General features: G+C 63.0%; 27 protein-coding genes and 1 pseudogene. 13 read left to right on the top strand and 15 right to left on the bottom strand.

The window, feature by feature from the left end:
• Positions 1–192 precede the first annotated feature (192 nt).
• The 3 genes from NLM15_RS20365 to NLM15_RS20355 all read left to right on the top strand — a co-directional run bounded on the left by NLM15_RS20365 (position 193) and on the right by NLM15_RS20355 (position 6,231).
• Entirely contained in the window at positions 193–1,716 is a 1,524-nt protein-coding gene (locus NLM15_RS20365; RefSeq protein ID WP_254118834.1) for a DUF1254 domain-containing protein, read from the top strand.
• Positions 1,717–1,858: 142 nt separating this feature from the next.
• A complete protein-coding gene (locus tag NLM15_RS20360; RefSeq protein ID WP_254118833.1) occupies positions 1,859–4,219 on the top strand; it encodes a sulfatase-like hydrolase/transferase in 2,361 nt (786 codons plus the stop codon).
• Between the two features lie 224 nt (positions 4,220–4,443).
• The gene (locus NLM15_RS20355; protein ID WP_254118832.1) at positions 4,444–6,231 is read left to right on the top strand and encodes a vanadium-dependent haloperoxidase; all 1,788 of its coding nucleotides are present in this window, start codon (positions 4,444–4,446) and stop codon (positions 6,229–6,231) included.
• 159 nt (positions 6,232–6,390) lie between these two features.
• Here the strand turns inward: NLM15_RS20355 and NLM15_RS20350 are convergent, their stop codons facing one another.
• On the bottom strand, positions 6,391–6,966 hold the full coding sequence (locus NLM15_RS20350) for a GrlR family regulatory protein (RefSeq protein WP_254118831.1): 576 nt from the start codon (positions 6,964–6,966) through the stop codon (positions 6,391–6,393).
• Positions 6,967–7,172: 206 nt separating this feature from the next.
• On the opposite strand from NLM15_RS20350, the gene NLM15_RS20345 reads away from it, so the two are divergent.
• Complete coding sequence (locus NLM15_RS20345) at positions 7,173–8,771, top strand: hypothetical protein (protein ID WP_254118830.1); 1,599 nt, start codon at positions 7,173–7,175, stop codon at positions 8,769–8,771.
• A gap of 19 nt (positions 8,772–8,790) precedes the next feature.
• On the top strand, positions 8,791–9,399 hold the full coding sequence (locus tag NLM15_RS20340) for a tetratricopeptide repeat protein (protein WP_254118829.1): 609 nt from the start codon (positions 8,791–8,793) through the stop codon (positions 9,397–9,399).
• A gap of 244 nt (positions 9,400–9,643) precedes the next feature.
• Here the strand turns inward: NLM15_RS20340 and NLM15_RS20335 are convergent.
• From NLM15_RS20335 to NLM15_RS20325, 3 genes and pseudogenes are all read right to left on the bottom strand, one after another.
• A pseudogene (locus tag NLM15_RS20335) lies at positions 9,644–9,730 on the bottom strand (JAB domain-containing protein); the annotation flags it as partial.
• Between the two features lie 39 nt (positions 9,731–9,769).
• Positions 9,770–10,474 (bottom strand): GrlR family regulatory protein, encoded by a 705-nt coding sequence (locus NLM15_RS20330; RefSeq protein ID WP_254118828.1) that lies wholly within the window; start codon positions 10,472–10,474, stop codon positions 9,770–9,772.
• Positions 10,475–10,765: 291 nt separating this feature from the next.
• On the bottom strand, positions 10,766–10,915 hold the full coding sequence (locus NLM15_RS20325; RefSeq protein WP_254118827.1) for a hypothetical protein: 150 nt from the start codon (positions 10,913–10,915) through the stop codon (positions 10,766–10,768).
• A gap of 91 nt (positions 10,916–11,006) precedes the next feature.
• On the opposite strand from NLM15_RS20325, the gene NLM15_RS20320 reads away from it, so the two are divergent.
• Entirely contained in the window at positions 11,007–11,465 is a 459-nt protein-coding gene (locus tag NLM15_RS20320; protein WP_254118826.1) for a hypothetical protein, read from the top strand.
• 63 nt (positions 11,466–11,528) lie between these two features.
• On the opposite strand, the gene NLM15_RS20315 is transcribed toward NLM15_RS20320, so the two are convergent.
• The 4 genes from NLM15_RS20315 to NLM15_RS20300 form a co-directional block, all read right to left on the bottom strand.
• Entirely contained in the window at positions 11,529–12,350 is an 822-nt protein-coding gene (locus NLM15_RS20315; RefSeq protein ID WP_254118825.1) for a tetratricopeptide repeat protein, read from the bottom strand.
• Between the two features lie 32 nt (positions 12,351–12,382).
• On the bottom strand, positions 12,383–13,066 hold the full coding sequence (locus tag NLM15_RS20310; RefSeq protein ID WP_254118824.1) for a substrate-binding domain-containing protein: 684 nt from the start codon (positions 13,064–13,066) through the stop codon (positions 12,383–12,385).
• 18 nt (positions 13,067–13,084) lie between these two features.
• Entirely contained in the window at positions 13,085–13,786 is a 702-nt protein-coding gene (locus NLM15_RS20305; RefSeq protein ID WP_254124302.1) for a GrlR family regulatory protein, read from the bottom strand.
• Positions 13,787–13,984: 198 nt separating this feature from the next.
• Positions 13,985–15,019: a glutamine synthetase beta-grasp domain-containing protein gene (locus NLM15_RS20300; protein WP_254118823.1), complete on the bottom strand. Its 1,035-nt coding sequence runs from the start codon at positions 15,017–15,019 to the stop codon at positions 13,985–13,987.
• Positions 15,020–15,555: 536 nt separating this feature from the next.
• Between NLM15_RS20300 and NLM15_RS20295 the strand changes: the two genes are divergently transcribed.
• On the top strand, positions 15,556–15,759 hold the full coding sequence (locus NLM15_RS20295) for a DUF2735 domain-containing protein (protein ID WP_254118822.1): 204 nt from the start codon (positions 15,556–15,558) through the stop codon (positions 15,757–15,759).
• Positions 15,760–15,869: 110 nt separating this feature from the next.
• Here the strand turns inward: NLM15_RS20295 and NLM15_RS20290 are convergent, their stop codons facing one another.
• Entirely contained in the window at positions 15,870–16,196 is a 327-nt protein-coding gene (locus NLM15_RS20290) for an MliC family protein (protein WP_254118821.1), read from the bottom strand.
• A gap of 71 nt (positions 16,197–16,267) precedes the next feature.
• Between NLM15_RS20290 and NLM15_RS20285 the strand changes: the two genes are divergently transcribed.
• The 5 genes from NLM15_RS20285 to NLM15_RS20265 all read left to right on the top strand — a co-directional run bounded on the left by NLM15_RS20285 (position 16,268) and on the right by NLM15_RS20265 (position 19,245).
• Complete coding sequence (locus NLM15_RS20285; protein WP_254118820.1) at positions 16,268–17,026, top strand: tyrosine-protein phosphatase; 759 nt, start codon at positions 16,268–16,270, stop codon at positions 17,024–17,026.
• A gap of 23 nt (positions 17,027–17,049) precedes the next feature.
• Complete coding sequence (locus NLM15_RS20280) at positions 17,050–17,730, top strand: SDR family oxidoreductase (protein WP_254118819.1); 681 nt, start codon at positions 17,050–17,052, stop codon at positions 17,728–17,730.
• A 113-nt stretch (positions 17,731–17,843) separates the two neighbouring features.
• Positions 17,844–18,530 (top strand): DUF2161 domain-containing phosphodiesterase, encoded by a 687-nt coding sequence (locus tag NLM15_RS20275; RefSeq protein WP_254118818.1) that lies wholly within the window; start codon positions 17,844–17,846, stop codon positions 18,528–18,530.
• Positions 18,531–18,554: 24 nt separating this feature from the next.
• On the top strand, positions 18,555–18,854 hold the full coding sequence (locus NLM15_RS20270; RefSeq protein ID WP_254118817.1) for a putative quinol monooxygenase: 300 nt from the start codon (positions 18,555–18,557) through the stop codon (positions 18,852–18,854).
• Positions 18,855–18,939: 85 nt separating this feature from the next.
• Positions 18,940–19,245, top strand: coding sequence for a hypothetical protein (locus tag NLM15_RS20265; protein ID WP_254118816.1), 306 nt, complete (start codon positions 18,940–18,942; stop codon positions 19,243–19,245).
• A gap of 79 nt (positions 19,246–19,324) precedes the next feature.
• Here the strand turns inward: NLM15_RS20265 and NLM15_RS20260 are convergent, their stop codons facing one another.
• Positions 19,325–19,936 (bottom strand): GNAT family N-acetyltransferase, encoded by a 612-nt coding sequence (locus tag NLM15_RS20260; RefSeq protein WP_254118815.1) that lies wholly within the window; start codon positions 19,934–19,936, stop codon positions 19,325–19,327.
• Between the two features lie 150 nt (positions 19,937–20,086).
• A complete protein-coding gene (locus NLM15_RS20255; protein WP_254118814.1) occupies positions 20,087–20,488 on the bottom strand; it encodes a PaaI family thioesterase in 402 nt (133 codons plus the stop codon).
• Between the two features lie 119 nt (positions 20,489–20,607).
• Here NLM15_RS20255 and NLM15_RS20250 point away from each other — a divergent pair, with 119 nt between their 5' ends.
• Entirely contained in the window at positions 20,608–21,390 is a 783-nt protein-coding gene (locus NLM15_RS20250; protein ID WP_254118813.1) for a cobalamin-binding protein, read from the top strand.
• 115 nt (positions 21,391–21,505) lie between these two features.
• Here the strand turns inward: NLM15_RS20250 and kynU are convergent, their stop codons facing one another.
• The 4 genes from kynU to NLM15_RS20230 form a co-directional block, all read right to left on the bottom strand.
• Entirely contained in the window at positions 21,506–22,720 is a 1,215-nt protein-coding gene (gene kynU / locus NLM15_RS20245; RefSeq protein WP_254118812.1) for a kynureninase, read from the bottom strand.
• Positions 22,721–22,731: 11 nt separating this feature from the next.
• Complete coding sequence (kynA, locus tag NLM15_RS20240) at positions 22,732–23,571, bottom strand: tryptophan 2,3-dioxygenase (protein ID WP_254118811.1); 840 nt, start codon at positions 23,569–23,571, stop codon at positions 22,732–22,734.
• A 34-nt stretch (positions 23,572–23,605) separates the two neighbouring features.
• Positions 23,606–24,415 carry an alpha/beta hydrolase gene (locus NLM15_RS20235; protein WP_254118810.1) on the bottom strand — a complete coding sequence of 270 codons (810 nt, stop codon included), beginning with the start codon at positions 24,413–24,415 and terminating at the stop codon, positions 23,606–23,608.
• A gap of 230 nt (positions 24,416–24,645) precedes the next feature.
• On the bottom strand, positions 24,646–25,923 hold the full coding sequence (locus tag NLM15_RS20230; protein WP_254118809.1) for an ArgE/DapE family deacylase: 1,278 nt from the start codon (positions 25,921–25,923) through the stop codon (positions 24,646–24,648).
• Between the last annotated feature and the right edge of the window lie 37 nt (positions 25,924–25,960).

Below are 25,960 nucleotides of genomic sequence, written 5' to 3'. Positions count from 1 at the left end.
TTGCAAAGGCCGCTAGGCTTCATGTCCGCTGTCGACCAAAGCCGATCTTGGCGGTTGCTTCTGCGATGTCTGGAAGTGCCCCGCAGCTGACCTGCGTTGACCTAAATCAATAAGGGCAGCGCGTCGCTTCTATTTTCTCTGCCGGATGTCCCCTTTCTCTGCATCGAAGTTGCCGACAAACGGAATGTCCTCATGAAACCCATGATCCAGAAGCCGACCATCTCCGTGATGACATTTTGCGGGATGCTTTTCGCTGGAGCGGCTTTTGCGCAAAGCGCCCCCCCGAAGTACTCCGCCAATGTTCCACCGGAAATCACGACACCGGATACGGTGCAGACCAGGATCGGCACCCTGAGGTTCAAGGATGGTGCGCCTGATCCGGAAACCGTGCAGAAGGTCTATGACCAACTCGACTTCGGGCGCGGCATCGAGGCGTTCCTCCAGGGAATTCCGGCCGACTCAGTCTACGCGGTGTGCGAGGGGATCGATAAGGCGGGCGTAAAGAGAAATCATGACTTCGGGATCACTGAAGACCTGATGGATGCACGTTCCTTATTTCTGACCCCGAACTCGACTGTTGTCTACGTTTTCACCTGCATTGATCTAAAAGATGGACCGATGGTCGTGCAGGTGCCACCCAAGGTGCTGGGGCCGGTGGATGATGCCTATTTTCGCTGGGTGACGGACATCGGTCTTACCGGACCTGACCAAGGCAAGGGCGGTAAGTACCTATTCGTTCCTCCGGGCTACGGCGGCAGCGTCTCGTCCGACGGCTACTTCGTCGCCAAGTCTCGCACCAATCTCAACCTCATCTTTTTCCGCGCATTCGTGGAGAATGGTGACATCCCAGCCGCAGTTCGCAGCGTTAAGGCGAATGCACGCCTGTATCCGCTGTCCGCGGCGGCGAACCCGCCCGCTTCAACGTTCCTCAATACGTCGGGGCTGCAGTTCAACACGATCGGCGCAAACACCTTCCATTTCTATGAAGAACTCGATGCCGTGATACAGAACGAGCCCGCCGATTTTGTCGAACCGGAGACGGTCGGGCTCTTTGCTGCAATCGGAATCAAGAAGGGCAAGCCGTTTGCGCCTGATGCCCGGATGCGGGCTATCCTTACTGATGCGGTTGCGGTGGGCAACGCGACAGCGCGGGCGATCGATTGGGCATCACGTGACCCACGGTCGAAAGTTTATCCCGACCGTCAATGGACGAATGGCTTCATCGGCGGCAGCTATCAATTCCTGGACGGTGCCGAACGAATGCTAGATGCGCGGACGTTGTTCTTCTACTACGCCACCGGCATCACACCTGCGATGGCAGATGCCAAGCCCGGCAGCGGCTCGGCCTACGCCGGCGCATTTCGCGACTCAAAGGATCGCTACTTCGATGGCAGCAAGACCTATAAGGTGACGCTACCGAATCCAATCCCCATCAATAACTTCTGGTCTTTTGTCGTCTACGATAATCAGACCCGGTCGATGCTGGAGACCGATCAGAAAACTGCAGGTCTCGATAGCAATAGCAAATCTCTGAAGGCTAACGCGGACGGTTCCTACACGGTTTGGTTCGGTCCCAAGGCGCCCGCTGGACAAGAGGGAAACTGGGTCCAGACTTGGCCGGGCAAGGGCTGGAACATCCTCCTGCGTCTCTATGGCCCGCTAGAACCGTGGTTCGACAAGACTTGGAAGCCGGGCGACATTGAGCTGGTCGAATAGAGTCTGCTTCTGGCCCAAAGTGGACATCTTGGCTGGGCCGACTGATCGACGTGCTGCTGCCGGCTGCCGGTAAAGGGCCAAGGTGTGAGCACGAAGGAGCCCCCCGGCATAGTGGCTCGAAGGACGACTCATGGAGGTTCGGATGATCCGTCTTAATCTTCTTGCGGCCACCGCCCTGATGATGACGCTGTCGGCATCGGCGCACGGGCAATCCAGGCCCGGCGCGACTGTCGATGATTCGAGAACCGTCTTGCCCCGTTCGGCAACACCGTTTGCAGGACAGATTGGACAGACGTGGCAGCAATCGAGGCCGGATTTTCCCAAGCCTCTCGTGGCCCCGGAAGGAGCGCCCAACGTTCTCCTTGTCCTCACCGACGATACGGGCTTCGGACACGCGTCGACATTCGGCGGAGGCGCCGCTACGCCGGTGCTGGAGCAGTTGGCTCGCGATGGGTTACGATACAACCGCTTCCACACGACCGCACTCTGCTCGCCTACCCGCGCCGCCCTCCTGACCGGCCGCAATCATCACTCGGTCGGGACCGGCGTGATCATGGAAATGGCCACGGGTTATCCGGGCTATACCGGCATCGTGCCCAACAGCGCCGTAGGCGTTCCCGAAATCCTGCGCCTCAATGGCTATGCAACCGGCTGCTTCGGTAAGTGGCACAACACGCCCGCGACGGAAGTCAGCGCTGCCGGACCGTTCGAGCGGTGGCCCACCGGCAGCACCTGGGGCTGTGATACTTTCTACGGCTTCATGGCCGGTGAGACCGATCAATACTATCCAGTGCTCTACCGCAATACGACTCCTCTCAACCCGCCGCGCACGCCCGAGCAAGGTTACAGCTTCAGCGAGGACATGGCTGACGAGACGATCGCCTGGATCAACAATGTCGGTGCGACCGATCCCAAGAAGCCGTGGTTCATCTATCTAGCAACCCCCGGGGTGCATGAACCTCACCAGGCGCCAAAGGAGTATCGCGACAAATACAAAGGCAAGTTCGACGCGGGCTGGGACAATTATCGCGAGGAGACATTCGCACGGCAGAAACGGCTTGGCGTCGTCCCGGCTGACGCCAAACTCCCCCCGCTTCCGAAGGAAGTTCCCGCATGGGAAGGTCTCTCGCAAGACGCGAAGAAAGTCTATGCGCGGATGATGGAGAACTACTCGGCCTACCTCGAATATACCGACGCCCAGATCGGACGCGTGATCGGCGCCGTTGCTGCGAAGGGCCAGCTCGACAATACGCTGATCATTTACATCGTCGGCGACAATGGCGCCTCTGCCGAAGGCGGTTTGGAGGGCACGGTCAACGGCATTGCGGGTCTGAACGGCATCCAGCTCGGCTTGCCTGGCCTGTTGGCCAAGTATGACGACATTGGCGGCCCGGAGACCGAGCCGAATATCCCGGTTGGCTGGGCGATTGCCGCAGATACTCCGTTCCAGTGGACCAAGCAGGTGGCGTCGCACTTCGGCGGAACACGCAACCCGATGGTGATCAGTTGGCCGAAGCGCATCCGCGACAAGGGTGGGCTGCGTTCTCAATTCCTTCACTGCATCGACGTCGTTCCTACCATCTTGCAGGCAGTCGGCCTCCCGCAGCCAAAGGTCGTCAATGGGGTGCAGCAGAAACCGATAGAAGGCGTCACCTTCCTGTCTACCTTCGATTCTCCGGGCGCGCCCGAGGTCCGCACGACCCAGTATTTCGAGATGATGGGAAACCGGGCGATCTACAAAGACGGTTGGTTCGCCGCGACGCGGCACGGCATCCCCTGGATGACCGCAGGCCAGGCCACCGGTTTCGAGAGCGACGTGTGGGAGCTTTACGATCTCACCAAGGACTTCACCCAAGCCGATAGCGTTGCAGCGCAATCCCCCGAGAAGCTGAAGGAGCTTCAGGCTGCGTTCGACGAGGAGGCACGCAAGTACAACGTCTTTCCTCTGGATGATCGCATGGCCGGTCGCTTCGATCTGTCAAATCGGCCCAACGCGCTCACCGGTCTCACGAGTTTCACCTACGGCCCCGGCGTCGGCTACATCCAGGAAAGCGCTGCGATCAATACGCATCAAGGGTTTTCGATCACCGCGGAAGTTGAACGCAGTTCCGGCTCTGCCGAGGGCGTGATCGCGGCCATGGGCGGAAAGACGTCCGGATGGTCGCTTTTCGTTCGGAACGGGAGGCCGATTTTTTACTACAACTTCTTCAGTATTGCCGGATACCGCGCGGAATCTCCCGGACCCTTGCCGGAGGGCAAGAGCACGGTGCGCGTGGAGTTCACTCCCGAGGAGAAGGGCTATGGAAAGCCCGCAGTCGCAAAACTGCTCGTTGACGGGAGGCAGACGGCAACCGTTCGTGTCGAGAGGACGGTTCCTGTCGGCTACAGCGGTGAAGGGTTCGATGTCGGCGCCGATAACATCTCGGCCGTGAGCCCCGACTACAAGTCGCCGTTCTCATTTAACGGAAAAATCCAGAGCGTCACAATCGCAATGGAGAAATAGGCGGCGCGCACCGAGGCAGACCTCACAGGATGTTTGCTTTTGCGTTGTTCGAAGGCGCAGCGGATGCGGCGCTCCTCGCCGGCATAAAATTGGTCTGCCCCACTCACCATTGATCTGCGTCAATTCTCTCCATGCCTACCAGCTGAAATAAGTTGCTCAGCTTTAGAGTTCGGACGGCTCCGGCGGAATCACATCGAGATTTACCCGCGAGGAAGGAGACCTCCATGGCTGACAATCCCATCGCTTCTACCGAATCCTGCTTGGCATCGTCCGGCCTGCCGACCGCGATGACTCGCCGCTCGCTGCTCGGCCGGACCGGCGTTGCGGTTGGCGCCGCGGTGCTTGCGCCTCCGTTGAGCATGCCCGGAATCGCTCCGGCGGTGGCGCAGCCTGTAAGCGCGGATGCCCGACCGCTCGACGCGGCTTTCAAGCGCCGAGCCTTCGAAGTCCGAGGGGGCTGTGCAAGCAACAACGAGAAAATTCCCGTCGCGCCCCACCCGACGAATGGCGATGAGGTGCGCTACAGCAATAAGATCGGTTCCGATTCCCGCGGGCTGCCGCACGACCAACGCGGCGAAGTGGAACAAGTGGCATGGCAGGCGCTCTATGCCGCTTGCCAATCGGGCGATCCCGCTGATTTCGAAAAGATCCCGCTCGGTGGCACGCGCAAACTGGTCAATCCCGTCGGCACGCAAGCCGTCAGTCTCAGCGGCATAAGCCCCACCCAGATTGCGATACCGCCGGCACCAGCCCTCGCAAGCGCGGAGCGCGGCGGCGAGGCCGTCGAGGTCTATTGGCAATCCCTGCTTCGTGACGTTCCGCTGACCGAGTTGCGCGACGACACCTCCAATCGCGACGTGCTTGCGGCAACCGAGGAGATCAACAAGCTTGCCGATTTCCGGGGGCCAAAGTCTGGTGGGCGGGTCACACCCGCTACGCTGTTCCGTGCCAATGCGCTTTATTTCGACCCGGTTGATCCGAAGGGCCGCTCCGTCACGCCTCCAGGCGTTTTGGACGGACCGCTGATCTCGCAATTCCTGCTCCGGGACGTGCCCTATGCCACGCAGTGGATCAGCGCTCAAATTCGCACCGCGTCGCCCGCCAACGAATTCCTGACCGAATACGAGGAGTGGCTGGCGACCCAGAGCGGCGCCGCACCGAAACGCCGGTTGGAGTTCAACCCGACACCGCGATACATCACGACAGGAAGAGATCTGGCGGAGTATATCCACACCGGTCCCGCACTTGGGTGGGCGGCAGCACTGATCCTTGCGACCCCCGGCGGTGGGAAGGACCAGCGTTACTCCGGGATGTATCCACCGGCAGAACCCGTGTCCTACCCATCGGACCCGTATCGGAAATCGAAAACCCAAACCCCTGCGGGTGCCACCTTCGGGTTGCAATATGTGCAGGCACTGCTCGCCACGGGGATCAGTAACTCCGTCCGCGCGTCGTACTGGCAGAAGTATTTCGTGCACCGGACTGTTCGACCCGAAGCCTACGGCGGCCTAGCGCATCATCGCCTCGCCAATGGCGTGAGCGACTACCCGTTGCATGAGAACTTCCTGAAATCGGAAGCCCTCGATCGCAGTAAAGCCAAATACGGCACCTACCTATTGTCACAAACCTATCCGGAGGCCGCGCCCTTCCACTCCACCTATCCCGGCGGCGCCACGAGCGTTGGTGCCGTCACGGCTACCATATTGAAGGCGTTTTTCGACGAGAGCCGCGTCATCCCCAACCCGGTGCAGCCTGACCCGGCTGACCCGACAAAGCTCGTGCCCTATAACGGCCCGCCGCTCACGGTGGGTGGAGAGTTGAACAAGCTTGCGGTGAATTTTGGTTTCGGACGGAATTGGGCGGGCATCCACTGGCGTTCCGACGCTTCGGCCTCAATGGCGATCGGCGAAGAAGTGGGTATCGGCATGCTGCGGGACGAGCGCGTTACCCTTCGCGAGCCATTCGATGGCTTCTCCTTCACGCGTTTCGACGGCAGCCGGGTGACGGTTTGACTGTAGCCGGGCGGCGTCCCTGGCGCGAGGCGGCGCCCGCAAACTTGACGATGGCCCCGGAGGAGACCTCGTTCTATCATCTTACGATGCGTCTTACGATGCGTCTTACGATGCGTCGCTTTTTGGCGGAAGCAGACGCGGTGTCTATGAGGACGCCTCTCAAGCCCTTCGCATCAGCTTGAGCGAGGCCGCCAGCCGCAAACTGCGTTTGCCGTCGAACGCGACGCCTTCGAGTTCGGCGCTTTCGGTCGTGCAGGTCCCGGTGAAGCCGATCCCGACCTCGCAGCCGCCGAAGACGGGGTTTTCGCTCCTGGACGGCGTGTGCTCCTGGTGAAGGATTTCTCCCTTCCAGCGGCCGTCCGCCGACGAATAGGAGCCGAGATAGTAGAACGAGGCATCGCCGCCGAGGATGCGGCCATCCATCAGCAGCATCACGCCGGAGAGCTCGGCCTCGACACCGTCGAGGGCGCGGATGTGGATGGAGTAGAGCCCGTTCACGATGCTGTCGGGCCCGACCGTACCGCGCGGCGGCAGCGCCTCGTCGTCGAGCGGCGCGAGGTTGGGCCAGAACACGCTGTCGGGCATCGGATCCGCCTTGCCCTCGAGCAGGATCGTCGACCCCTCCGTCCTGCCACGCACCTTGATCGCGGCGACGTCGGTGCCCATCAACGGCTTGTAGTTGGGATCGTCGTTGTGGCGCTCGGTGATGACACTGGTTTCGATCGCGCCGGTCAAATGCTGCCCTGGGCAGCTTTCATGCCCGTGTTCGGCTCAGCTTTAGCAAGCAGACGTCGCGGGGCTCTAAGCTGAGGTCGCCACGGACCAATAACGGAAATTTCGCTGTCCTATTAAGGAGGTGGCGCATGGAGTAAGCTCCGACGGAGTTCACCAATTCAGCAGCACGCCTCCGGCGCCGCGTGCATCCTGGAGAGGAGACTCAGATGAGCACTCACTCGATAAGAGTATTGTTTGCGACAGGTTTGCTAAGTGCAGCCCTCACAAGCGGTGCAATTGGTCAGCAAGACCAGCAGCTCGGCAAGGTGACATTCCCCACCTCCTGCGATCCCGCTGTACAAGCCGAGTTCGACCGCGGCGTGGCCATGCTGCATTCATATTGGTTCCTGATCGCCCGCAGGAAATTCGAAGCGATACTGCAACAAGACCCCGCCTGTGCCATGGCATATTGGGGCGTGGCGATGGACCTCCTTGGCAATACACTTGCAACCACGCCGACAAATGCGGATGCTCAGGCCGCCTGGGACGCTCTGGAAAAAGCGCGGGCGGTCGGGCCGAAGACTCCACGTGAGCGGGACTGGATCGAGGCGCTGAGCGCCTATTTCCGCGACTACAACCGGGCGCCCGTTGATGCCCGTCTGGCGGCCTACAATGCTGCGATGGAGCGGATGGTGCAAACCTATCCCGACGACTACGAGGCCAAGGCGTACTACGCGCTCACCCTACAAGCTTCCGCGCAGAAGAACGACCTGACATACGCCAACCAGCTGAAATCCGCGGCACTCCTGGAGAGCCTGTTTGAACAGAACCCGCAACATCCGGGTGTGACGCATTACCTCATTCACGCCTACGATTTTGCTCCACTTGCCGAAAAGGGTATTGCGTCAGCCCGTCGCTACGCCGGCATCGCTCCAGCGGTACCGCACGCGCGGCACATGCCGTCTCACATCTATTCCATGGTCGGGCTCTGGGAGGAATCCATCGCCTCAAACGCCTTGGCCCTTGAAATCCAGCCCGACTACTATCACGCATCGGACTTCACGGTGTATGCGCATCTGCAGCTCGCTCAAGACGCCAAAGCCGACGCGATGATCAAGAAGTCGCTGGCCACAGCCGATCGCGGCGACCGACCGATCAACTTCGTCAATTTCACTGCCAAGGCCGCCATGCCGGCGCGCTATGTCTTGGAGCGTGCCGACTGGGCGGGTGCCGCCGCTCTGCCGATGACACCGACCAAATATCCCATGGCGGATTCGTTGATCCGCTTCACGCGTGGTCTCGGCATGGCACGTGTCGGCGATATCGCCGGCGCCAATAAAGAGATCGAGGAGATGAAAGTGTTGCGCACGACGCTGCAGGGTGCTGATCAATCCTACTGGGCCGAACGCACCGAAGAGCAAATGCTTGCCGTTTCCTCATGGGTCGCACTGAAGGAAGGTGACCACGATCGGGCCCTCAAATTGATGCGGGCAGCTGCCGACAGCGAAGACGGCAGTCTCAAACACGTGGCTATGGAGAACCGCCTCTTTCCATTGCGCGAACAGCTGGCGGAATTGCTCCTGGAGGTGGGACAGCCCACAGCCGCACTGAACGAGTATGAGACCACACTCAAGCAAACTCCCAATCGCTTCCGCGCCTTCTTGGGCGCCGCACGCGCTGCCGACCGCGCGGGCGACCGCCAGAGGTCAACCGAGTATTATAGCAAGCTGATGGAGCTCGCGAGGAACGCCGATACGGAGCGGCAGGAAATCCGCGAAGCCAAAGCTCAATTGCGGAATGACACCGTGGGTACTTCACGACAATGATGCTTCGGCTGTTCGCCCCATGCTCAAGAGCGCCGTCAATGTAAGAACGACAACGCTGATACCGGCAATCGCTGCAGCGACGGTGCTCGGTGGGCTTGTCGCTTACTTCGCCGTCTCCACGAATGACCGGACGGATTGGGGGATCAGACTGCCGTTCAGCGGGTCCAACGGCAAAGGGACGACCGCACTCGCGACCGAAGCCTGGCCGATCTGCACCACCATGGCATCAGTGGCGGCTGATGCTGAGTGGGTGGAGCTCGATCCCGATTTCAAGGCGGGCAAGAGGGCGCTTGCCGCTTCGAACTGGAATGGTGCCATTGTATCGTTCACGCGCGCCGCCCTGCGTGATCCGCTCAATGCCGATATCCAGAACTACGTTGGTTATTCCTATCGACGTTTGCGCCAACTCGGGCCGGCTATTGGACACTATCAGCAGGCGCTGATGCTAAATCCGCGCCACCGCAGCGCGCACGAGCATCTTGGCGAGGCTTATCTGGTGCTCGGCGAGCCCACCAAAGCTGAGCAACACCTCGCCACATTGGAAAATCTCTGCCTCCTCCTTCCTTGCCAGGAATATGACGATCTCAAGCGCGCCATCGCAGCATACAGAAACTCAGCTCCACATTGATGGCAGATCGGCCGCTTAGGACTCTGGATGTCATCCGGGCGTTGCCGTTGGGCTCACATCTACCTCGCCTTCGGCACGCTCACGTCGATCAACAACTTCGCCGCCGTGACCGCCAGTAAGTCCGGCGAGGAAGGAACGCTCAAGAAAATAAAAAAGTGCCTCGACAGTGACGCGTTACCGGACGCCGCCGGCGATTGTGACTATTGTCGGTACCGGGAACGGTCGGCAAGGAATTACGTTCCTGCTTCGCGATCTCAACAATCACTCGCGTCATCTCGATATCAGCGCGCGATCGTGTTGGGTCTCCTCCCGGATGATTGTGCATCAGCACGACTGGACGGCATGATATCCGCTTGGGGTCAAAAGGCTCTCAGGCCCTTCGCATCAGTTTCAGTGACGCCGCCAGCCGCAAACTGCGCTTGCCGTCGAACGCGACGCCTTCGAGCTCGGCGCTCCCGGTCGTGCAGGTCCCGGAGAAGCCGATCCCGACCTCGCAGCCGCCGAAGACGGGGTTTTCGCTCCTGGACGGCGTGTGCTCCTGATGAAGGATTTCTCCCTTCCAGCGGCCGCCCGCCGACGAATAGGAGCCGAGATAGTAGAACGACGCATCGCCGCCGAGGATGCGGCCATCCATCAGCAGCATCACGCCGGAGAGCTCGGCCTCGACACCGTCGAGGGCGCGGATGTGGATGGAGTAGAGCCCGTTCACGATGCTGTCGGGTCCGACCGTACCGCGCGGCGGCAGCGCCTCGTCGTCGAGCGGCGCGAGATTGGCCCAGAACACGCTGTCGGGCATCGGATCGGCCTTGCCCTCGAGCAGGATCGTCGACCCCTCCGTCCTGCCACGCACCTTGATCGCGGCGACATCGGTTCCCATCAGCGGCTTGTAGTTGGGATCGTCGTTGTGGCGCTCGGTGATGACACTGGCTTCGATCGCGCCGTCCCTGACGTCGTAGGTCCCGAGATGCGCGAAGGCGGAATTGCCGCCCAGCATCTTGCCATTGTGCAGGCACATGATGCTGCGGCCGAAGGCGCCGCCAATGCCGTATTCAACCTTGTAGAGTCCGTCCAGCAAAATCGTAAACCCGCAAAATCGGAAAAAGAATCGCGGGCTACCTAGCACTGTCGCCGCACCGAGGCCATCCGGCTTTTCCGCGCAGGGCCGCTCGCGGGGGCCACTCGCTGCATCATTCCATTATGCCCCTGTTTTGCCCGACGGAGCAAGATGATTTCGCCAAATCCGCATTATGCGATTGCGAGCCCGCAGCGCCTTCAACGATCAAAGTGATTTCAACGACTTGGCTACTGTGCATGGGGTTGTTTTCGACTTTTTTGCCTTGCGCGGCTGCGGACGATCCCTGTTGCGTCAATGCCGCTTGAAATACTGCACCTCGCGCTCGTGCTTCTCGGCCGCCGCGCGGCTCCTGAACGTGCCGAGGTTGCGGCGCTTGCCGGTCCTGGGGTTCACCTTGCGTGAATAGAGCCGGTATTCGCCGGATGCGAGCTTGCGGATCATGATTGCGCCTCCTGCTTGTCGAGGATTCAACGGACCGTGTCCGGGCTGGTTCCTTTCGAACCTGCCAGCGCAAGCGCGCGACGAAGGGGGCATGAAAAGGACAGAACCGTCAGCCGAGGAGCAGATCGCAGCGATCGTCGCCAGCGCGGCGAAGCAGCCGCTGCTCGACGCAGCCTTCGAGATATGGTGCCGCCGCTACCGGCTGGACTCCATCGAGGGGCGTCCGACCGACGAGGAGGTGCGCATCTATCGCACCCTCACCCCGCAGCAGATGGACGAGAAATACCGCTACGGCCGCGACCATGCCCATGAAGGGCCGATGTTCGGTTATCTCAAGCGCGCCCATCCACGCGCCGATGACGACGCGATCCGGCAGGCCATCATCACCGCCGTCAAATTCGAGGACGCGACCTTCACGCATTTCAACTGGAACGGCGATTTCTGGGACTGCGTCGTGCGCGCCGTGGCGCAGGCCGCCGCGCAATATCCCGATTTTCTCGAGACCACCTATCGCGACGCCCGCAACAATCTCGCCTACTACATGAAGTAAGCCAAAGCGTTTTCGAACGAAGTGGATGCCGGTTCGCGTCAAGAAAACGCGTCAAACAGGAATCTAGAAGCACAGCGTGGTGACGAGCTTGCCCTGCTTGTCCTTGATCGCATAGGGACAGCGTATCCGCTCCAGCGCCCTCTTGGCATCCTCGTCGCCGAGCGCGGCCGCACGTTCGTAATAGGCCTTCGCGGCGTCCTTGTCCTTCGGACCGCCGCGGCCGTCCTGCGCGAAGGCACCCATCCGCTCCAGCGCGCCGGGATGGTTTTGCGCCGCCGCCTTCTCGAACAGCGCGCGCGCCGCGACGTCGTCCTTCTCGCCGCCGTTGCCGTTGGCGAGCATCAGGCCGAGCTGATACTGCGCTTCCGCGTTGGTCTCGGCGGCCTTGCCGAGCAGCGTTCGCGCCTGCGCGGGATCGGCTGGCGCACCACCGCCAGCGCCGCCGAGCGCGGCAAGATTGCTGACACCGCGAGGATTGCCTGATTGCGCCGCCCTCTCGAACAATTTGCGTGCCTGTGCCTCGTCCCTAGCGACGCCGGAGCCGGTGCCGTAGGCCACGCCGAGTTCGACCATCGCCGCCGTCGATCCCTTGTCGGCGGCCTTGCGCCAGGCGGCGATCGCCTCTGCCGTCTGCCTGTTGGCCGCATAGGCGCGGCCGAGCGCGAACATGGCGCGCCGCGATGACGGTGCGGCCTGCTTGCAGAACTTGATCGCGGTCGCGACGTCGGAGGAAGCAAGCTCCGTCACGCCCTTCACATCGGCCGGCTTGTCGGGATCGCTGGGATCGGCCGCCACCCGGTCGCACAGGACGAGATCGGCCGATTGGGCCTGCGCCGACAATGGCGCTGCGAGCGTGAGGAGGATGGCAAGGAGACAAGTCCGCATGGGCAACACGTTGCGTCTCTGCCCCGGCAAATTCAAGGCTCGAGTCCCGATTGGCGCAGCACCGGGACGACCTCCGGCGATGCCAGATAGCGCAGCAGCCGATCGGCCGCTTCGGCCTGTTTCGCGTTGGCCATGCGGCCGGCGGAAAACACCGCCGGCGTCTGCAAATCGTGCGGGATCGGGCCGACCACCTCGATGCCGTCGACCTGCTTCAGTTCGCTGATCTGCTGCACGGCGAGATCAGCCTCGCCGGTCACGAGCCGCTCGGCGGTAAAGCCCTGCTCGACGATAGTGGCCTTCGCATTGATGTCGGCCGCGATGCCCCATCGCTGGATCAGCTGGGCGTAATAAACACCGCTCGCGCCCAGCCGCGAATAGGCGACCGACCGCGCCGAGAGCAGCGACTTGCGCAAGGCGGCTTCGCTGGAGATGTCGGGATGCGCCTGCCCTGCCTGCACGGCGATGCCGACGAAGGAGCGCGCCAGATCGGCCGCGCTACCTGCGAGCACGCGGCCCTCGCCGATCATCTCGTCGAGCCCCTCACGGGTGAGGATCACGAGATCGGCGGCCTCGCCGTCGCGCAAGCGCTTCAGGAGTGCCAGGGTCGGCGCGAAGTCGGCATCGACATGGATGCCCGATGCGGTCTCGAAGGCGGAGGACAAGCCTCGCATTGCGCCCATCAGGCCGAGCGTCGAGAGCATGCGAATTTTTTCCATGAGCAATTCCAGTCGGGATCAGGCGCGGTGCATCAGCTTGAGCGCGGCGGTCAGGCGCAGGCTGCGCTTGCCGGCGAGCGCCGTTGCCTCCAGCACCGCCTGCTCCGCGTCATAGGTGCCGGAGAAACCGATGCCGACCTCGTGGCCGCCGAAGATCGGATCATCCTTGGCCGGCGTGTGCTCCTGGTTGAGGATCTGGCCCTTCCAGCGCCCGTTGGCGGCGGTGTAGCTGCCGAGATAGTAGAACGAGGCATCGCCGCCGAGGATGCGGCCCCGGTTGAGCAGCATCACGCCGGTCAGGCCGCCATCGACGCCGTCGAGCATGCGCAGATGCACCGAATAGAGCCCGTCGGCGATGCCGGCCTCGCCGACGCCGCCCGCGATCGGCACCTCGTCTTCGGTGATCGGCGTCATCAACGACTGGAAGGGCACGCCGGGCAGCTCCTTGAGCTCGCCCTTGAAGCGATAGAGATCGCCGTCGGGCCAGCCCTTCGCCAGCAAGGTGGCATCGTCGGTGCCGGCCATGGCGCGATAGTTCGGGTCGGGATTGTGGCGGACGGTCTTGATGACGACGTCGACGCCGCTGTCGGTCTTCTCATAGCTGCCGATATGGGCGAACGCCGAATTGCCGCCGAGCATCTTGCCGTTGGCGGCATGCATCACGCTCCGGCCGACGGCGTCGCCGAGCTGAAATCTCACCTTGTAGAAGCCTTCAAACACCAGCCGTGTCCCCGGCCCCGCGCGCATCCAGGGACATTCTATCCCGGTTTCGCTGGCGATGCACAGACGTCAAGCCGGCATGGCCGGCAGACCCACAACAACGGCTGTCACCAGAATGCAAAAATCCGCCGGAGCCTTGTCGCTCCGGCGGATTGAAGTCCAACCCAGGCCAGCCCCCCAGCCCGAGCCGGGAGGAGCTTAGGCGGCGGCCTTCTTGTCGGCCGGCACGGACGCGATCGTCTTCAGGATCTGCGAAGCGATCTGGTATGGGTCGCCCTGCGAGTTCGGACGGCGGTCTTCCAGATAGCCCTTGTAGCCGTTGTTGACGAAGGAGTGCGGAACGCGGATCGAAGCGCCGCGATCGGCAACGCCGTAGCTGAACTTGTTCCACGGCGCGGTCTCGTGCTTGCCGGTCAGACGCTTGTCGTTGTCCGGGCCGTAGACGGCGATGTGATCCATCAGGTTCTTGTCGAAGGCTGCCATCAGCGCCTCGAAGTACTCCTTGCCGCCGACCGTACGCATGTACTCGGTCGAGAAGTTGGCGTGCATGCCGGAGCCGTTCCAGTCGGTGTCGCCGAGCGGCTTGCAGTGGAATTCGATGTCGATGCCGTACTTCTCGGTCAGGCGCAGCATCAGATAGCGGGCCATCCACATTTCGTCAGCGGCCTTCTTGGAGCCCTTGCCGAAGATCTGGAATTCCCACTGGCCCTTCGCGACTTCCGCGTTGATGCCCTCGTGGTTGATGCCGGCCGCGAGGCAGAGGTCGAGATGCTCTTCGACGATCTTGCGGGCGACGTCGCCGACGTTCGAGAAGCCGACGCCGGTGTAGTACGGACCCTGCGGCGCCGGATAACCCGAGGTCGGGAAGCCGAGCGGACGGCCGTCCTTGTAGAAGAAGTATTCCTGCTCGAAGCCGAACCAGGCGCCGGAATCGTCGAGGATGGTGGCGCGCTTGTTGGACGGATGCGGGGTCTTGCCATCGGGCATCATGACTTCGCACATCACCAGCACGCCGTTGGTGCGGGCGGCATCCGGGAACACCGCGACCGGCTTCAGCACGCAATCGGAGCTGTGGCCTTCGGCCTGCTGGGTGGAGGAGCCATCGAAGCCCCAGAGCGGAAGCTGCTCGAGCGTCGGGAACGACGCGAATTCCTTGATCTGAGTTTTGCCGCGCAAGTTCGGAGTCGGCGTATATCCGTCGAGCCAGATGTACTCGAGCTTATACTTGGTCATTGAGCCTCTCTGTAGATGATGCGAAAGGTGGGGTTGAGAGCCCCGCACGTTTGTACCCGGCCATCATCGGCCGCCCCCCTACAAGCATTTTGCGTGCCAAAAGGCCGCAGTGCGGGAGGTTGTCCACTGCGGCCGGCACGGGCCAGCCGCAGACACGCCGTCCACACCGGCGTGCGTCATAGAAGCGCACCTTCGCGTGAAGCTGCACTGCAAAATTCCCGCTGAAATCGCCTGTTTCTGGAGCAAGTGACCCGACGCCGGAGGTTGCCGGTGAACCGCGCATCAACGTCCAGCAATTTTCGCAAAGCCGGATGCCCCTGCCTCGCAACCTTTGGAATGGCCCAGGCGTTAGTCATCAGAAGGGTGCCTTAGGCGATGCAGAGGGTTGGCTGCCTACAAATTGGGCGGCAACTGATTTCCTTTTCAGCACTTTCCAATTCTGGATGCGCGGCCGATATGGGGATTCCAGTAACCACAATCGAACGAGTCGGGCGCACCATGGAGGCCAAGGCGCTTCGACCCAGGAGCAAATCGCAATGATGAACAATGGTCTGAGTCACGGATCTGCGACGATCTACCAATTCCCCGCCGGGGGCCGCGCGGCTCTCGCCGGACGCCGCTATGGCGAGACCCGCCTTCCCGCCGATCAAGCTTCGCTTCCCGCGAACGTCTCGATCTGCAGCGATAGCTGGTACCACCAGGAAGCGGTCGACGAAGCCAAGCCGAAATGGGATCGCTGATGCCTGTGGCTGGTTTGATACCGCCGCGCTCTCTCGAGCGAGCGGCGCAGTTTGAAAAAGGGTCGGAACAACGAAGTTTCGGCCCTTTTTGATTCTTGCTGGCCTCCCGGCTAGAGCCCGGGCTTTTCGACCACCGCGCAGGCCGTGACCGGCCGCTTCAGATGCTTGACCGTGGTGGCCCCGGTCTTGGGAATCCTCAGTGTGATCCCCGCCCCCGAATAGCGCGCGCCCGAGACGGTCAGTCGCTTGGCGAGCGTGACGAGCTCGCCGTCGATCTGGAGGAAGGCGCGCTTGTCGCCGTCATAAAACCCCACGATGAACTGCGTACCATCAGCACAGCGGTACGTCCGGAAGGTCTGCGCATCAGCCTGCCGCGCACTGGTCATTCCAGCCGCCAGCATGGTGATCCCCCAAAGAATGGCCTTGTGCCGGCCCATGATCGCCCCCTGTAATAGACCTCAAGGACGCCAGCCGTGCGTCCGACGGAACCATAACCCAAGCTGAGCTCATGCAAGACTCTTCCCTAAAAGACTCCCCTGCCCGTCACCTCGCCTTGCAAGGCGCCAGCAATTTTCGCGACCTCGGCGGCTACGCCACGACTGACGGCCGCACCACGCGCTGGCGCCACATCTTCCGCTCCAACCATCTCGGCCAGCTCACCGCTGCCGACATCGAGATCGTGCGTTCACTGGGGGTCAAAAGCGCGTTCGATTTTCGCGGCGTCGAGGAGCGCGCGGCCGGCGTCTGCGTGGTGAACGAGATCACCGTGCATTCGCTGCCGATCGAGCCGACAGTGGTGGCCGCGCTGCGCGCCGAACTCGCCAGGGGCGCGCTGACTGCGCCGGTCGCGCTCGAGCTCATGCGCGAGTCCTATCGCAACTATGTGCGCCACAACACCCACAGCTTCCGCGCGCTGTTCGGACATCTTCTGGAAGACCGCGCACCGCTCGTCATTCACTGCACCGCCGGCAAGGACCGCACCGGTTTTGCCAGCGCGCTGATCCTGCATGCGCTGGGTGTGCCCGATGACGTCATTGCCGAGGACTATCTGCTGACCAACCAGCACTACAAACGCGATGCCACGGCGGCAATCGACCTGCCCGAGGACGTTCGCAACGCCATCGGCAACGTCGAGGCCTCGTATCTTGCCGCTGCTTTCGAAGCCGTCGGCAAGGAGTACGGCGATCTCGAAACCTACTTGCGCGATGGCCTCAAGCTCGGCACAGCAGAGCAAACCGCGCTGAAGGCGCGTTATCTGCAATCGTAAGCGGCCGCGCCGGGAGAACGACGATGCAAGGCAAGGTTCTGATCGTGACCGGCGCGCTCGGTGCGCTTGGCAAGGTTGTCGCCGAGACAGCGTTGGCGCGCGGCGCACGCGTGGCCGGCATCGATCACGCCCCCTCGCAGATGTCGGCAACGCCTGAAAGCATCGAGATCGGCGGCGTCGATCTGTCCGACGCGGCACAAGCGAAGACGGCGGTCGAGGCGGCGGCAAGGCACTTCGGCAGGCTGGATGCGCTGATCAACATCGCCGGCGGCTTCGCCTTCGAGACCGTGGCCGACGGCGACATCAAGACGTGGCAGCGCATGTATGCGCTCAACGTGCTGACGGCCCTCAACACCTCGCGTGCGGCGCTGCCGCATCTCGCCGCGTCCGGAGCCGGCCGCATCGTCAATATCGGCGCCATGGGCGCTCTTCAGGCCGGCTCCGGCATGGGCCCCTATGCGGCGTCGAAGGCAGGCGTGCATCGCCTGACCGAGGCGCTCGCCAACGAGTGGAAAGGCAAGGTGACCGTGAACGCCGTGCTGCCCTCGATCATCGACACCAAGGCCAACCGCGCCGACATGCCGAAAGCGGATTTCTCCAAATGGGTGACGCCGCAGGAGCTCGCCGAGGTGATCCTGTTTCTCGCCAGCGATGCCGCGAGCGGCGTTACCGGCGCGCTGATCCCGGTGGGCGGACGGGTATAGTCGCATTCCGGTCGGATCGTCCGAGCGGAGGCTCTGATTCAATCGGAGCAGCGAACGCTCTAGACTGCCCCCAACTGATTCTCCGATCGGAACGCAAGACCCGGAAGCTTTCCTTGGAAACCACGCTCTATTTGCCCGTCAAACGCTTCCTCGAAGAGCTCGGCTTCACGGTCAAGGGCGAGATCGGCGGCTGCGATCTCGTCGGCCTCAGCGCCGGCGATCCGCCTGTCGTCGTGATCGGCGAGCTCAAGCTCGCCTTCAATCTCGAGCTGATCCTGCAGGCGGTCGACCGCGCCCCCGCCGGCGACGAGGTCTGGATCGCCGCAAAAATGTCCGTGCGCGGCAAGGGGCGCGAGAGCGATGCGCGTTATCGCAATCTCTGCCGCCGCCTCGGCTTCGGCATGCTTGGGGTGACTGACCGCGGCCAGGTCGAGGTGCTGGTGAAGCCGCCGACGGCAGCGCCACGCCGCGAGCTGAAAGTCCGATCGCGCCTGGTCGCCGAACATCAGCGCCGCCAGGGCGATCCCGTGCTCGGTGGCAGCACCCGCGCACCGATCATGACGGCCTATCGCCAGCAGGCGCTGGCCTGCGCCTCGGCGCTCGCGGGAGGCCCGCGGCGCGTGAGCGAATTGCGCCAACGCTGTCCCGATGCCGGCAAGATCATGCTTAACAATGTGTATGGCTGGTTCGAACGCACCGAGCGGGGAATTTACGGCCTGACCGAGGCCGGGCACGCGGCGCTGAAACGCTGGCCGCAGGCGCCGGTGAACGACACCGCCCGCGAGGCATCCCTGCCTTAGCGGCAATCTATCGGGAGACTTCAAATGATCGTTGTGACCGGCAGCGTAACGGCCCGGCCGGAAACGTTCGACGAGGTGCGTCGCCTGAGCCTCGAACATGTTCATCGGTCGCGACAGGAGCCCGGCTGCATCGCCCATGCCGTGCATGTCGACTGTGAGAACCCGCTCAGGCTGGTGTTCTTCGAGCAATGGGCCGACCACGCCGCGCTCGCCGCCCACTTTGCGGTACCTGCATCCGGCGAGTTCGTGCGCACCTTGCGCTCATTGGCCACAGGGCCGGCCACACTTGAGCTTTACGACGCCAGCAGGCTCGAGAAGCTGTGAGTGCATAGCTGAGATGCCACACCAAATTCATATTGCAATGCAACATTGACGGCACTAGGTATCCCGGCATCAAAACGAGGCCGTTATGAGCGCAGACTGGAATACCAAATATGGCACGCGGCGCGTGCGCCACGATCCCCCGACCCTGGACGAGGCGATCTTCGCCGCCGTCGGCATCACCGATGACCACGAGCAGCAGGCCGAGATCGCGGCAGCGCTGATGGGCATGCCGCTCGAAGTCGTGCAGGCCGAGGTGAAGAAGCAGGCCCGCACCAACAGCCGCATCACCGCCACGCGCGTGATCGCAGGCGAACAGGGTGCGCAGCGCTCCGTGGTGGTCGAACGCCGTGTGGTCCGCCGCTTCGGCAACGACAAGCGCACCGGCACCTGAGCACTTAATTCCCTATCCCCAATACGGAAAGCGGACCGGTCTTGCCGGTCCGCTTTTTGATTCTAGTCCGCATTTTGGTTCAGGCGGCGCGATCGCCGTACATCGCGGAGATCAGCTTCCAGCAGGTGCTGTTGAAGCTGAGCAAGGCGCGGCTGGCCGTGAACGGAGCGGCCGCGAGATCGGCGAGCTCGTCCTCGGGCGACTTGGCAAGATCGATGGTGCCGGTCGATTCGCCATGACGGAATTGCAGATGCGCCCCGAACTTCCTGGCGAGCGCCCGCATGGCGTGATTCTCGGCGCCGGTGGTGATGCGCAGGCGCTTGTAGCCTTTCCAGCGCGCTTCCGCGATCAGCCGGCTGAACAACACGGTGCCGACGTTCTGGCGGCGCGCGGAGGCCTCCACGCTGAAGGCGACCTCAGGCAGCGAATCGTCCTCCGGCGGATGCAGCTCGGCTGCACCGCGGACCACGCCGTCGACGATGTAGGCGACAATCACGGTGCCGTCCTCGGCGCAGCGGGCCGCGTAACGCTCGATGAAGCTGTCGTCGAGAAACCCGTTGAAGCGGTCGTGCCGGCTTCCGGAATCAAGCCTCAGCAGGTGATCGCGCAGAAGCGGCAATTCTTCCTGCTGGCTCAAGGTCCGCACATAGCCCGGAACCGACGTCGTGCGGGTCGTATCTTCAAGTACCACGTCAAAACTCCTCTTGGTGTCCCTCGAGGAGGCGTTCGAATCCCTAGGCCTCCAATATTGTGCGACGCAGCATGTTTTTCAAGACGGGAACCTGCCCAAGTTTCGGGCATCGGAAGCGACTAATTCGTTAACAAAATCAAGCCCCCGTAATCATACGAGGACGAGCTGCGTCTGGGTGACCACGGCGACGAGCTTGCCGTCCTCGGTCTCCAGCCGTGTGGTCCAGACCTGGGTCCGCCGCCCCCGATGGACCGGTGTCGCCGTGGCGATGACGGTGGTTCCCTCCTTCGCCCCACCGATAAAATTGGTCTTGCTCTCCAGCGTCGTGGTGCCCTTGGCATCCTCCGGCAGATTGATCACGGTCGCGGCCGCACCGACGGAATCGGCGAGCGCCATCACCGCGCCGCCGTGGATGGTGTGGTGGAGCGTGCAGAGGTCGGGCAGGACCGTCATGCGCGCCACCACGCGGTCCTTCCCGGCTTCGACGAACTCGACGCCCTTGAGCTCGGCAAACGGCATCTTCATCGCTTTAAGTTTCTCGAGCGGCGTCATCGGATCTCCTCCCAATTCCTTGTTGTCTCAGCGTGAATTGCTTCGCGCGGCAAAACAATGACGTCCGAGGTAATGGCCCTGCTGACATCGGCCACCGCATTTGCGCATATGCTCTTCCCATGCGCCACTTCCCGCCTCGCCGCATCGTCTGCCTGACCGAAGAGACCGTTGAAACGCTGTACCTGCTCGGCGAGCAGGATCGCATCGTCGGCGTCTCCGGCTACGCCGTCCGCCCGCCGCAGGTGCGGCGGGAGAAGCCGCGGGTGTCAGCCTTCGTGTCGGCAGACATCCCGAAGATCCTGGCGCTGGAACCGGACCTGGTGCTGGCGTTCTCCGATCTTCAGGCCGCTATCGTCGCCGACCTCGTCCGCGCCGGTGTCGATGTCCACGTCTTCAACCAGCGCGACGTCGCCGGAATTCTGGCAATGATCCGCACGCTCGGTGCGCTGGTCGGCGCGGCTGAGCCTGCCGAGGTGCTGGCTCACGGGCTCGAACGGCGCCTCGCAGAGATAGCGGCGGCGCCACGTCCCTCCTCGCGACCAAAAGTCCATTTCGAGGAGTGGGACGATCCGTTGATCTCCGGCATCGGCTGGGTGTCCGAGTTGATCGAGATCGCCGGCGGTGAGGATGTGTTTCCGGACCTGCGGGTCCGGCAGGTCGCGAAGGATCGCATCGTCTCGGCGGAGGCGGTGCGCAAGGCCGCACCCGACGTGATCCTCGCATCATGGTGCGGCAAGAAGGTCGTCCCTGCCCGCATCAAGCAGCGCGATGGCTGGAGCGAGATTCCGGCCGTGCGCGACAATCGTATCGTCGAGATCAAGTCGCCGATCATCTTGCAGCCGGGGCCGGCCGCGCTGACGGATGGGCTGGATGCGATCGTGCAGGCGCTGTGGGGCGCTTGATCTCTCCACCGTCATTGCGATCGAAGCGAAGCAATCCAGACTGCTCCTGCGGAGGGATTCTGGATTGCTTCGTCGCCAGAGCTCCTCGCAATGACGTCTGGGTCGCCGACCGTCTTCACGTCACCGCGTTCACGACCTGATATTCCGGCCGCCGCCACACCTCGCCTGCGATGACCTCCTCGATGATCTCAGCCGCACGGATGATCTCATCCTCGCCGATATACAGCGGCGTGATCCCGAACCGCATGATGTCTGGCGCGCGGAAATCGCCGATGACGCCGCGGGCGATCAAGGCCTGCATCGCGGCGTAGCCGCCGTCGAAGGCGAAGGAGACTTGTGAGCCACGGCGCTCGTGCACGCGCGGGGTAACGAGCTTGAGCTGCGGGCAGCGGCGTTCGACTTCGGCAATCAGCAAGTCGCCGAGCGCCAGCGCGCGGGTGCGGACCTCCGCGATCTCGACCCGGTCCCAGATGTCGAGCGAGGCCTCCAGCGCCGCCATGGCGAGCACCGGCGGGGTGCCGACGCGCATCCGCTCGATGCCGCCTGCGGCCGCGTAGGCAAGCTCGAACGCAAACGGCTTTGCGTGACCCATCCACCCCGACAGCGCGGCGCGCACGTTTTCGGCATGGCGCGGCGCGACGTAGAGGAAGGCCGGCGCGCCGGGGCCGGCATTGATGTATTTGTAGGTGCAGCCAGCGGCGAAATCGGCGCCGCAGCCGGCGAGATCGACCGGGAGCGCGCCGGCCGAATGCGCGAGATCCCAGACCGTGACGATGCCGAGCGCATGCGCCTTCGCAGTCAGCTTCGCCATGTCATGGCGCCGTCCGGTGCGGTAGTCGACCTCGGTGATGTAGAGGACCGCGACCTCCTCCGACAGCGCGGCCTCAATCTCCTCCGGTGCCACCAGGCGCAATTGATGGCCACGGCCGAGCGTCGCGATCAGGCCCTCGGCCATGTAGAGATCGGTCGGAAAGTTTCCAGTGTCCGATAGCACGACCTTGCGCGATGCGTTCATGTCGAGCGCGGCGGCGAGCGCCTGATAGACCTTGAGCGACAGCGTATCGCCCACCATCACGGAGCCCGCTTCGGCGCCGATCAGCCGCGCGATGCGATCGCCGACGTGGCGCGGCTGGGCGTACCAGCCCGCGGTGTTCCAGGCGCGGATCAGCTCGTTGCCCCACTCGGCCGTGATGACCTGGCTGACGCGCTCGGCAACGCCGAGCGGCAGCGCGCCGAGCGAATTGCCGTCGAGATAGACCACGCCGTCGGGCAGATGGAACAGGGCCCGGGTGTCGTCATAGACGCGAAGCTTGGCCTTGAGGGTAGACATCCTGGGCATCTCTACAGAATCGTGCGCACGCGCCAGAGTTCGGGGAACAGTTCGACCTCCAGCATGCGCTTGAGATAGCTGACGCCACCGGTGCCGCCGGTGCCACGCTTGAAGCCGATGACGCGCTCGACCGTCGTGACGTGGTTGAAGCGCCAGCGCCTAAAGTAGTCCTCGAAATCGACCAGCTTCTCGGCGAGCTCGTAGAGCATCCAGTGCGTCTCCGGCGCTTCGTAGACGATACGCCAGGCCTGCAGCACGCCTTCGTTGAAACTGTGGGTCTCGCGGACGTCGCGGGCGAGCACCGCGGCCGGCATCTTGAGCCCGTGGCGGTCGGCGAGCCGCAGCACCTCGTCATAAAGGCTCGGTGTCGCAAGCTCGGCCTCGAGCAGCCTGGTCGTTTCCACATCATGCGCGTGCGGCTTGAGCATGGCGTGGTTGCGGTTGCCGAGCAGGAATTCGATCAGCCGGTACTGGCGCGACTGGAAGCCCGAGGACTGGCCGAGCTGCGAGCGGAAACGGGTATATTCGCTGGGCGTCATGGTGCGCAGTACGTCCCAGGCGTTGTTGAGCTGCTCGAAGATACGCGACATCCGCGCCAGCATCTTCATCGCGGACTGCATTTCGTCTTTGGCGATGGCGCGGCGTGCGGCGCTGAGCTCGTGGATGGCAAGCCGCATCCACAGCTCCGTGGTCTGATGCTGGATGATGAACAGCATCTCGTCATGGGCTTCCGAGAGCGGATGCTGCGCGCCGAGGATCGCATCCAGCGCCAGATAGTCGCCGTAGGACATCCGTCGGGCGAAATCGGTCTCGGCGCCTTCCTTCGTGGGATCGTAATCGCTGGACGTCATGGCAGGCCCTTTCGATCGATCATCCCTCGCCTCGTCAGTCGAGGCCGATCAGGCGCGCGGTGATCGGCGACGACGGATCCTTCAGTCCGTCGATCACGGTGAAATGGTTCAGCCCGGGATCGACGACGAGGCGCGTCGGCACGTCAAACCCGGTCCAGACATTGGCCATCAGATCGGACTGGCGGATGAACTCCGGCCGCTCGCTGCCGCCGACCCAGGCGGTCACAGGCGAATGTCCGCGCGGCAGATGCAGCGCCGCGCTTTCGAGCGTCGCCTCCTCCATGGTCATGCGCAGCGTCTCGTTCATCTTGGTCTTCAGCAGCGGACGCAGATCGTGCAGGCCGCTGATGGAGAGCGTGCCGGCGATGCGGTTGTAGACAGCGGGCTCGAGCCGGCTGTCGTCGCACAGCATGCGGGTGACGAGATGGCCGCCGGCGGAATGGCCGGCGAGCCGGATTGGCCCAGCGACAAGCGAGGCCGCCTTGGCGATCGCGGCGGTGATTTCGGCGGTGATGTCGGAGATGCGTGCGGCCGGCGTCAGCGTGTAGCTCGGCAGCGCCACGGTCCAGCCGTGATGCCGCGCACCTTCGGCCAGATCCGTCCAGGTCGACTTGTCGAAGCGCATCCAGTAGCCGCCGTGCACGAACACGACGAGGCCCTTGCTGTCGCCATCCGGCGGGATCAGGTCGAGACGCTGGCGCTCGCCCGGGCCGTAGGCGATGTCCGAACGGAAATCTTTCAGGCCGGCGCGGTAAGCCGCCGCCCGCTCGGCCCATTGCGCCGGCATCTTTTCCGAACCCGGGATATGGGCCGAATTGGCGTAAGCATCATCCCAATCGCGCATCGTGACTCCCGAGGACTCAAGGCCAAGCGAACCGGGCGCCAGTCTGCCACCGGTCAGGCCGGCATCCTAGTCTTTCTTTTAAGCTTAAAGGAGTTTTGGCCGCCTGTGCTTCGGGCAGCAGAGCGGCAAACGCCGTCATTGCGAGCGCAGCGAAGCAATCCAGTCTGCCTCCTCAGCAACAGTCTGGATTGCTTCGTCGCAAGAGCTCCTCGCAATGACGACGGAGCGAGCTACGCCTTCTCCACCCCGCACCATTCCGCGATGAACAGCGCCATCGCCTTGGTCGACTTTTTCAGCGAGTCCAGGTCGACATATTCGTTGAAGCCGTGCATCTCGCCGCCGCTGGCGCCGAAGCACAGGCTGGGGATACGGTGGTTGAGGCCGTAGAAGCGGGTGTCGGTGAGCGCGGTGAAGACGAGGTCTTCGACTTCGCCGCCATAGACGGCGTTGAAGGCCTTGCCGAACGCGGCCTCGGGCGCGGCGGCGTCGGTCAGTTCATAGCCTTCAGACAAAAAGCCCGACCATTCGATCTCCGGCGGATTGTTGGCGAGGAAGCGGTGGTTGCGCGCGGCAGCCGCAACGCAGGCCGTGATCTCCTTCTGGTGATCGGCGATCGACCAGCCCGGCAACACCGCAATCCGGCAATCGACGTCGCACCAGGCCGGCACGCTGGAGGCCCAGTCGCCGCCCTTGATGATGCCGGGATTGAAGTTGATCGGATGGTTCAACGTCTTGAAATGGCGATCGGCCTTGGCGCGCTCGTTCCACTCGATCTCGAGTTTTTGCAGCGCCTGGATCAGGTGATAGGCCGCCATGATTGCGTTCGCGCCGGAGCCGGCGAAGGCAACGTGGGTCGGATGGCCCTTCACGCGCAGGCGAAACCAGATCACGCCGACTTGCGAACGTACCATCTTGCCGCCGGTCGGCTCCGGGATGAAGCAGGCGTCCGCACGATAGCCGCGCTGCAATGTCGAGAGCGCGCCGACGCCGGTGCTCTCCTCCTCGATCACCGACTGGAAGTGGATCCGCGCCGTCGGCTTGAAGCCCGCAGCCTTGATCGCATCCAGCGCATAGAGCGCGGCAATCGTGCCGGACTTCATGTCGCAGGCCCCGCGACCGAACATCTTGCCGTCCTTGACGACGGGCGAGAATGGCGGCGTGTCCCACAATTCCAGCGGTCCGGCCGGCACGACGTCGCAGTGCCCCTGCAAGATCAGCGATTTGCCGGCCTCGGTCTTCGGGCGATAGGTGCCGACCACCGAGCGTGCCCTGGAGAAATCGTGCTCGATCGGGCCGAAGCCGCGCAGATCCTTGAGATCGTCGACATTGATGTGCCAGTCGTCGACCTCGTAGCCGCGCGCGCGCAGGAGGTCGCCAATCATGTCCTGGCACGGCCCCTCCGCCCCGCGGGTCGAAGGAATCGCGACGAAGTCGCTTGTGGTCGCAAGCTGGGCTTCGAAGCCGGCGTCGACGGCGGCAACAATCCTCTGCTGCGTTTCGGCATTCATCAGGCAACTCCAATCGGGCATTCAGATCATCGAAGGA

The organism is Bradyrhizobium sp. CCGB20 (assembly GCF_024199855.1).
In the GTDB taxonomy this organism is placed as follows: Bacteria; Pseudomonadota; Alphaproteobacteria; order Rhizobiales; family Xanthobacteraceae; genus Bradyrhizobium.
This window is presented reverse-complemented; position numbering and strand designations above follow the sequence as displayed.

What these genes read in the sequence shown, in the direction of transcription:
- NLM15_RS20360 (WP_254118833.1), top strand. Translation starts at nt 1,859, where the DNA reads ATGATCCGTCTTAATCTTCTTGCGGCCACCGCCCTGATGATGACGCTG.
- NLM15_RS20280 (WP_254118819.1), top strand. Translation starts at nt 17,050, where the DNA reads ATGCAAGGCAAGGTTCTGATCGTGACCGGCGCGCTCGGTGCGCTTGGC.
- kynU (WP_254118812.1), bottom strand. Translation starts at nt 22,720, where the DNA reads ATGTCTACCCTCAAGGCCAAGCTTCGCGTCTATGACGACACCCGGGCC.
- NLM15_RS20255 (WP_254118814.1), bottom strand. Translation starts at nt 20,488, where the DNA reads ATGACGCCGCTCGAGAAACTTAAAGCGATGAAGATGCCGTTTGCCGAG.
- NLM15_RS20315 (WP_254118825.1), bottom strand. Translation starts at nt 12,350, where the DNA reads ATGCGGACTTGTCTCCTTGCCATCCTCCTCACGCTCGCAGCGCCATTG.
- NLM15_RS20300 (WP_254118823.1), bottom strand. Translation starts at nt 15,019, where the DNA reads ATGACCAAGTATAAGCTCGAGTACATCTGGCTCGACGGATATACGCCG.
- kynA (WP_254118811.1), bottom strand. Translation starts at nt 23,571, where the DNA reads ATGACGTCCAGCGATTACGATCCCACGAAGGAAGGCGCCGAGACCGAT.
- NLM15_RS20250 (WP_254118813.1), top strand. Translation starts at nt 20,608, where the DNA reads ATGCGCCACTTCCCGCCTCGCCGCATCGTCTGCCTGACCGAAGAGACC.
- NLM15_RS20345 (WP_254118830.1), top strand. Translation starts at nt 7,173, where the DNA reads ATGAGCACTCACTCGATAAGAGTATTGTTTGCGACAGGTTTGCTAAGT.
- NLM15_RS20285 (WP_254118820.1), top strand. Translation starts at nt 16,268, where the DNA reads ATGCAAGACTCTTCCCTAAAAGACTCCCCTGCCCGTCACCTCGCCTTG.
- NLM15_RS20230 (WP_254118809.1), bottom strand. Translation starts at nt 25,923, where the DNA reads ATGAATGCCGAAACGCAGCAGAGGATTGTTGCCGCCGTCGACGCCGGC.
- NLM15_RS20365 (WP_254118834.1), top strand. Translation starts at nt 193, where the DNA reads ATGAAACCCATGATCCAGAAGCCGACCATCTCCGTGATGACATTTTGC.
- NLM15_RS20320 (WP_254118826.1), top strand. Translation starts at nt 11,007, where the DNA reads ATGAAAAGGACAGAACCGTCAGCCGAGGAGCAGATCGCAGCGATCGTC.
- NLM15_RS20235 (WP_254118810.1), bottom strand. Translation starts at nt 24,415, where the DNA reads ATGCGCGATTGGGATGATGCTTACGCCAATTCGGCCCATATCCCGGGT.
- NLM15_RS20310 (WP_254118824.1), bottom strand. Translation starts at nt 13,066, where the DNA reads ATGGAAAAAATTCGCATGCTCTCGACGCTCGGCCTGATGGGCGCAATG.
- NLM15_RS20270 (WP_254118817.1), top strand. Translation starts at nt 18,555, where the DNA reads ATGATCGTTGTGACCGGCAGCGTAACGGCCCGGCCGGAAACGTTCGAC.
- NLM15_RS20265 (WP_254118816.1), top strand. Translation starts at nt 18,940, where the DNA reads ATGAGCGCAGACTGGAATACCAAATATGGCACGCGGCGCGTGCGCCAC.
- NLM15_RS20290 (WP_254118821.1), bottom strand. Translation starts at nt 16,196, where the DNA reads ATGGGCCGGCACAAGGCCATTCTTTGGGGGATCACCATGCTGGCGGCT.
- NLM15_RS20340 (WP_254118829.1), top strand. Translation starts at nt 8,791, where the DNA reads ATGCTCAAGAGCGCCGTCAATGTAAGAACGACAACGCTGATACCGGCA.
- NLM15_RS20325 (WP_254118827.1), bottom strand. Translation starts at nt 10,915, where the DNA reads ATGATCCGCAAGCTCGCATCCGGCGAATACCGGCTCTATTCACGCAAG.
- NLM15_RS20355 (WP_254118832.1), top strand. Translation starts at nt 4,444, where the DNA reads ATGGCTGACAATCCCATCGCTTCTACCGAATCCTGCTTGGCATCGTCC.
- NLM15_RS20295 (WP_254118822.1), top strand. Translation starts at nt 15,556, where the DNA reads ATGATGAACAATGGTCTGAGTCACGGATCTGCGACGATCTACCAATTC.